1 protein-coding gene is annotated in these 634 nt (G+C 64.4%); it reads left to right on the forward strand.

The genetic code is table 11. The features are described from left to right. Positions 1-634: hypothetical protein (locus tag EN745_RS36480; RefSeq protein ID WP_189363284.1), on the forward strand; the 634-nt coding region annotated here is incomplete at both ends.

Raw genomic sequence — 634 nt, forward strand, 5'->3', positions numbered from 1 at the left:
ACGGGGCTGGACTCGAAAGGATCCAGCATCCTGTTCGACTTCGTTGATGCAACGCACGTGAACGGCGTGGCGGACGGGCGGACGGTGTTCACGCTGGTGCAGACGGCGGGTGCTGACACGAAGCTGGGCACGGCCGACGACGCATTCACCTTCACGCTGCTCGATCAGATCGACCACACGCCGCTGGCGACCGGCGGGGGCGACGCGGAGACGATCGCGCTGAGCTTGGCGTCGGTGTTCGCAGCGACCGACTTTGACGGCGACAGCGTGGTGATCGACGCCGGAGCGTCGGTCACGATCGAGAACGACGTGCCGCAGAACAACGCGGCCACGGTGAACGTGAACGTTGATGAGGACGAACTGACGGGTCTGTCGACGGGCATTACGGACAATGACGCGACGACCACGGTGGCGGCGTTTACCGGTGCGCAGATTGCGGGCCTGGTGAATGCAGGCGCCGACGAGCCCGTGACGGTGTCGCTCAATCCGTTGATCGACAACGTGGATACGGGGCTGGACTCGAAAGGATCCAGCATCCTGTTCGACTTCGTTGATGCAACGCACGTGAACGGCGTGGCGGACGGGCGGACGGTGTTCACGCTGGTGCAGACGGCGGGTGCTGACACGAAGCTGG

The sequence above is a fragment of the Mesorhizobium sp. M4A.F.Ca.ET.022.05.2.1 genome (assembly GCF_003998845.1).
Lineage (GTDB): Bacteria > Pseudomonadota > Alphaproteobacteria > Rhizobiales > Rhizobiaceae > Mesorhizobium.